A 4,532-nucleotide genomic window follows, 5' to 3' on the forward strand; every position below is an offset into this window, starting at 1 on the left:
GCGCGAGGAGTGAGCCGGTGTTGCGAGCCCCGCAGTCGCGAATTCAGGTGGCGTCGTGAGCGCGAGGAGTGAGCCGGTGTTGCGAGCCCCGCAGTCGCGAATTCAGGTGGCGTCGTGAGCGCGAGGAGTGAGCCGGTGTTGCGAGCCCCGCAGTCGCTAACGGAGGAGGCACAGTGAGCGCGCTGACCGTACGCCAGGTCCGGGACCGTTACCTCACCCTCTACGGCCTGCGCTGGCTGCCCACCGGTCTGATGATCCCGGTGATGATCCTGCTGATGCAGGAGCGCGGCCTGTCGTTGCCGCAGATCGGCCTGGTCGGCACGGCGCAGGGGCTGCTGGTGCTGGCGTTGGAGTTGCCCACCGGCGGCCTCGCGGACGCTCTCGGTCGCCGCCCGGTGCTGCTCGCCGCCGGGGTGCTCAACCTCGCGTCGCTGGCGCTGTTCGCAGTGGCCGACTCGTTCGTGTTGTTCTTCGTGGTCTGGGCTCTGCAGGGCATCTACCGGGCGCTGGACAGCGGCCCGCTGGAGTCCTGGTACGTCGACGCCACAGTGGCCGCCGACCCGGAGGCCGAGTACGAGCGGGGCCTCGGCCACGCCGGCACCGTCATCGGTGCGGCGATCGGCGGCGGCGCGCTGCTCAGCGGCGGTCTCATCGCGCTCGGTCCGATCGGGCCGGTCACCGCGCTCACGGTGCCCGTGTTGGCCGCCATCGTGGCGCAGGCGGCGGCACTGGTCGCGCTGGTCGTGCTGCTGGTCGAGGAGCGGCCGGCCACCGGGCTCGCGGCGCTGCGGGCCTCGGTGGCCCAGGCGCCCCGGATGATCGGCCAGGCCGTCGGGCTGCTGCGTCGCTCCCGGGTGCTGCTGGCGTTGGTGGCCGTCGAGCTGTTCTGGGGCTTCGGCATGGTCACCTTCGAGTCGCTGCTACCGGTCCGACTCGCCGAGGTGATCGGTGATCCGGAACGCGCCGCGGCGCTGCTCGGGCCGGCGAACTCGGCCGCCTGGCTCGCCTCGGCCGCCGGCGCGGCTCTGACTCCGCTGCTGCTGCGCTGGTTCGGGGCGGCTCCGGGTGCGGCCCTGCTGCGCGTCCTGCAGGGCGTGACGGTGGTCGGGATGGGCTTGTTCGCCGGGCCGGTCGGTGTGCTGGTCGCGTACCTGGCCTGCTACACCGTGCACGGCGCGTCCAACCCGCTGCACAGTGGGCTGCTGCACCGGCAGGTCGACGGCCCGTACCGGACCAGCGTCCTCTCGCTGAACTCGATGATGGCGCAGCCGGCCGCCGCGCTCGGCGGGGTGGTGCTCACCGCGCTCGCCGCCGCCACCAGCATCAGCACCGCGATGGTGGTCGGCGCTGTGGTGTTGGCCGTCGCCGCCCCGCTCTACCTGCCCGCCTGGCTGGCCGGCCGGCGGGCGACCCCGGCCGTCGAGCCGACCGCGGTCCCGGTACCCGCCGCCGAGCGGTGAGGGCGGGGCGGCGCGCTCTCAGGCGAGGCGGATCGAGCTGAGCGGGAGGGTGAAGGTGTAGCCGAGCCGACGGTAGAGCCGTGCCGCTCCGACGTTGTGCGTGTAGACGCCGAGCGCTACGACGTCATGGCGCGCCAGCAGCGCCCGGGTCATTCCAGCGGTCAGGGCCGCGCCCAGCCCTCGACCTCGCTGGTCGGGGGCGACGGTCAGGCCGGCGAGGAAGCCGATGTCGCCCTGGCTGCGATCCGCCCCGCACGCCACCAATCGGTCGCCGGCCCGGATGCCGTACCAGTCGACCACCCGTGGGTCGCCCGGGCGGGAGGTGCTGCTGGGGAACGACTCGTCGACAAGCGCCGCCAGCGCCGGTTGGTCGGCGTCGGTGAGGCGTACCACCGACTGCTCGTCCGGTTGCGGCGGTGGCGGTGTATCGGTCCAGTGGAAGTCCCAGTCGCTGTGCTCGGCCACCGCCAGCCGGTCGCCCCGCAGGCCGCGATCGTGTCGAGGCAGGTGCAGCCGCTGCCCCGGCTGGAGCATCCCGTCGGCGGCGAGCGCGACGCAGATCTCCAACGCCGGCTCCGCCGGGCCGATCGCGCAGCCGGCCGGCCCGTGCTCGGGCGGCACCAACCACAGCACGGCGCCGGCACGCCGGTACCCGCGCACCGGCATGGCCCGCCCCAGCGCGTGCCGGGCGAACGGATGATGGCCGACCGCGGCCAGGACGGCGCTCCGCTCCTGGAGCACCTGGTCGTCGATGATCATGCCGTCCAGCCTAGGAGCCGGCGGTGCAACGCCCGCCCCGGGCCGTCGCGGCGTGGCCACATCCACCGTGGAGATTGGCGAGTCGACCGATTGGGTACATCACGCGCCGACCTACTGGGAACCCCCACCGGAGGACCGACATGCTCGCCATTCTCGCGGCCATCGTCTTTGGCTTCGCCCTGCTGCTCGACCTGCTCAACACCGACTTCGGAGCGCCGGACCTGTTCAACTGGAACACCCTCGTACTCATCGGTCTGCTCCTTCTCTCGCTCTACCTGGCCGGGGTGGGCAGCGGCCCGCGCGGCGGTGGCGGTGGCCGCTGGTACCGAGGCCGGCGCCCCGGGCGTGGCTGACCGGAACCGATCACCGGTGGCGGGCCTGCGGCGCGATTCCGGCGTCGTGGGCCCGGCCCGGTACTGTCTTCGTGATGGAGTCCGACGCCCTCTTCTCCCTCGGTGAACCCGCCGGGTCGCGTAGCGCGCCCGACGGTCCCGCCGGTGTCGACGGCTTCACCGCGGTGGCCGACGATTCGCCCCTGCCCGTCCGGATGCGCCCGGTGACCCTCGACGAGCTGGTCGGGCAGGAGCACCTGCTCGCACCCGGCGCGCCCCTGCGGCAGCTGGTCTCCGGCGGGGCGCCGATGTCGGTGATCCTCTGGGGCCCGCCGGGCAGCGGCAAGACCACCATCGCGCACCTGGTGGCCGGGGCGACCGACCGCCGCTTCGTCGCCATGTCGGCGCTCTCCGCCGGCGTGAAGGACGTCCGGGCGGTGATCGAGGCGGCTCGTCGCCAGCGCCGTTCCGGCGGCCCGCAGACCGTGCTCTTCATCGACGAGGTGCACCGGTTCAGCAAGACCCAACAGGATTCGCTGCTCGCCGCCGTCGAGGACCGTACGGTCACCCTGCTGGCGGCGACCACCGAGAACCCGTACTTCTCGGTCATCTCCCCGCTGCTGTCCCGGTGCGTGCTGCTCACCCTGCAACCGCTGGACGACGAGGCGGTGCGCGGCCTGCTGCGCCGCGCGGTCGCCGACAAGCGCGGCCTGGACGGCGCACTGGCACTGACCACCGAGGCCGAGGACCATTTGGTCCGGCTGGCCGCCGGTGACGTCCGTAAGGCGCTCACCGCCCTGGAGGCGGCGGCGGCCTCCGCCACCGCCCTCGGCGGCGGGCGAATCGACCTCGCCACCGCCGAGCAGGCGGTCGACGTGGCGGCGGTGCGCTACGACCGCGACGGCGACGCCCACTACGACGTGGTCAGCGCCTTCATCAAGAGCATGCGCGGCTCGGACGTGGACGCGGCGGTGCACTGGCTGGCCCGCATGCTGGTCGCCGGTGAGGACGCCCGGTTCATCGCCCGTCGTCTGGTCATCTTCGCCAGCGAGGACGTGGGCATGGCCGACCCCGCGGCGCTGAGCGTCGCGACCGCCGCTGCGCACGCGGTCGAGTACGTCGGGCTGCCCGAGGCGCAGCTCAACCTCGCCCAGGCGGTGATCCACCTGGCCACCGCGCCCAAGTCGAACTCGGCCACCACCGCCATCGGCGCCGCGATCGCCGACGTCCGGGCCGGTCGCGGTGGCCCGGTGCCGCGAGGGCTGCGCGACGCGCACTACGCCGGCGCCCGCGGGTTGGGCCACGGGACCGGCTACCGCTACCCGCACGACGACCAGCGCGGCGTGGTCACCCAGCAGTACGTCCCGGACGACCTGGTGGGCACCGACTACTACCAGCCCAGCCCGCACGGCGCGGAGCGGTCGGTGGCCAGCCGGCTGCCGGTGCTGCGCCGGATCGTGCGTGGTCTGCCGGCCCCGGCCGCCCGCCCGGAGAGGCCGACACCCGAGTCGTCCGTAACGGCGCAGACCGCGCCAGCGCTATCCCCGGGGGTCGCCCGTCCGACGACGGGCACGGGTGCCCCCGGCACGATGCAGGACAGCGGCACCGACGCCGCAGGAGAGGGTCAACAGTGAAATCGCGTGGTGGGGACCGCCCGGACGAGGGCCCGGACGAGCGGCGCGACCCCCGCGCCAAGACCCGCCGTTGGGGTCGCGGCCGGGCGGCCGAGCCCGAGCCGGAGCAGCCGGTAGCCGGCGAGGAGTTCGGCTGGATCGACGACCTGCGCTCGGCCAAGCAGCAACGCACCGAGCTGGGCCCGGACGGCGCACCGGCGGAGCCGGACCGGCCCCGCGGGGGCATGCCGCCGGCGGACCCGGCCGAGCCACCGGCACGACCCCCCTCGCGTACGCCGGCAGATCCGGCCGGTGCGCGCGAGTCCTCGACGCCGGCCGCCCCGCGCCAGAGTGAGCCGGGCGGTGCC

At 74.2% G+C, this 4,532-nt stretch carries 4 protein-coding genes and 1 pseudogene; 4 read left to right on the forward strand and 1 reads right to left on the reverse strand.

What is annotated here, in order from left to right:
- Positions 1 to 173: 173 nt before the first annotated feature.
- Positions 174 to 1,460 carry an MFS transporter gene (locus ABZU52_RS31575; protein WP_354974578.1) on the forward strand — a complete coding sequence of 429 codons (1,287 nt, stop codon included), beginning with the start codon at positions 174 to 176 and terminating at the stop codon, positions 1,458 to 1,460.
- A gap of 18 nt (positions 1,461 to 1,478) precedes the next feature.
- Here the strand turns inward: ABZU52_RS31575 and ABZU52_RS31580 are convergent, their stop codons facing one another.
- A complete protein-coding gene (locus ABZU52_RS31580; protein WP_354974579.1) occupies positions 1,479 to 2,219 on the reverse strand; it encodes a GNAT family N-acetyltransferase in 741 nt (246 codons plus the stop codon).
- 140 nt (positions 2,220 to 2,359) lie between these two features.
- Here ABZU52_RS31580 and ABZU52_RS31585 point away from each other — a divergent pair, with 140 nt between their 5' ends.
- The 3 genes and pseudogenes from ABZU52_RS31585 to ABZU52_RS31595 form a co-directional block, all read left to right on the forward strand.
- A complete protein-coding gene (locus tag ABZU52_RS31585; RefSeq protein WP_007458297.1) occupies positions 2,360 to 2,572 on the forward strand; it encodes a hypothetical protein in 213 nt (70 codons plus the stop codon).
- A gap of 74 nt (positions 2,573 to 2,646) precedes the next feature.
- Positions 2,647 to 4,185 carry a replication-associated recombination protein A gene (locus ABZU52_RS31590; RefSeq protein WP_354974580.1) on the forward strand — a complete coding sequence of 513 codons (1,539 nt, stop codon included), beginning with the start codon at positions 2,647 to 2,649 and terminating at the stop codon, positions 4,183 to 4,185.
- Positions 4,182 to 4,532: pseudogene (locus tag ABZU52_RS31595) on the forward strand (hypothetical protein); the annotation flags it as partial. The gene ABZU52_RS31590 and the pseudogene ABZU52_RS31595, both read left to right, overlap by 4 nt.

The sequence above is a fragment of the Micromonospora sp. NPDC005220 genome (assembly GCF_040607895.1).
In the GTDB taxonomy this organism is placed as follows: domain Bacteria; phylum Actinomycetota; class Actinomycetes; order Mycobacteriales; family Micromonosporaceae; genus Micromonospora.

What these genes read in the sequence shown, in the direction of transcription:
- ABZU52_RS31590 (WP_354974580.1), top strand. Translation starts at nt 2,647, where the DNA reads ATGGAGTCCGACGCCCTCTTCTCCCTCGGTGAACCCGCCGGGTCGCGT.
- ABZU52_RS31585 (WP_007458297.1), top strand. Translation starts at nt 2,360, where the DNA reads ATGCTCGCCATTCTCGCGGCCATCGTCTTTGGCTTCGCCCTGCTGCTC.
- ABZU52_RS31580 (WP_354974579.1), bottom strand. Translation starts at nt 2,219, where the DNA reads ATGATCATCGACGACCAGGTGCTCCAGGAGCGGAGCGCCGTCCTGGCC.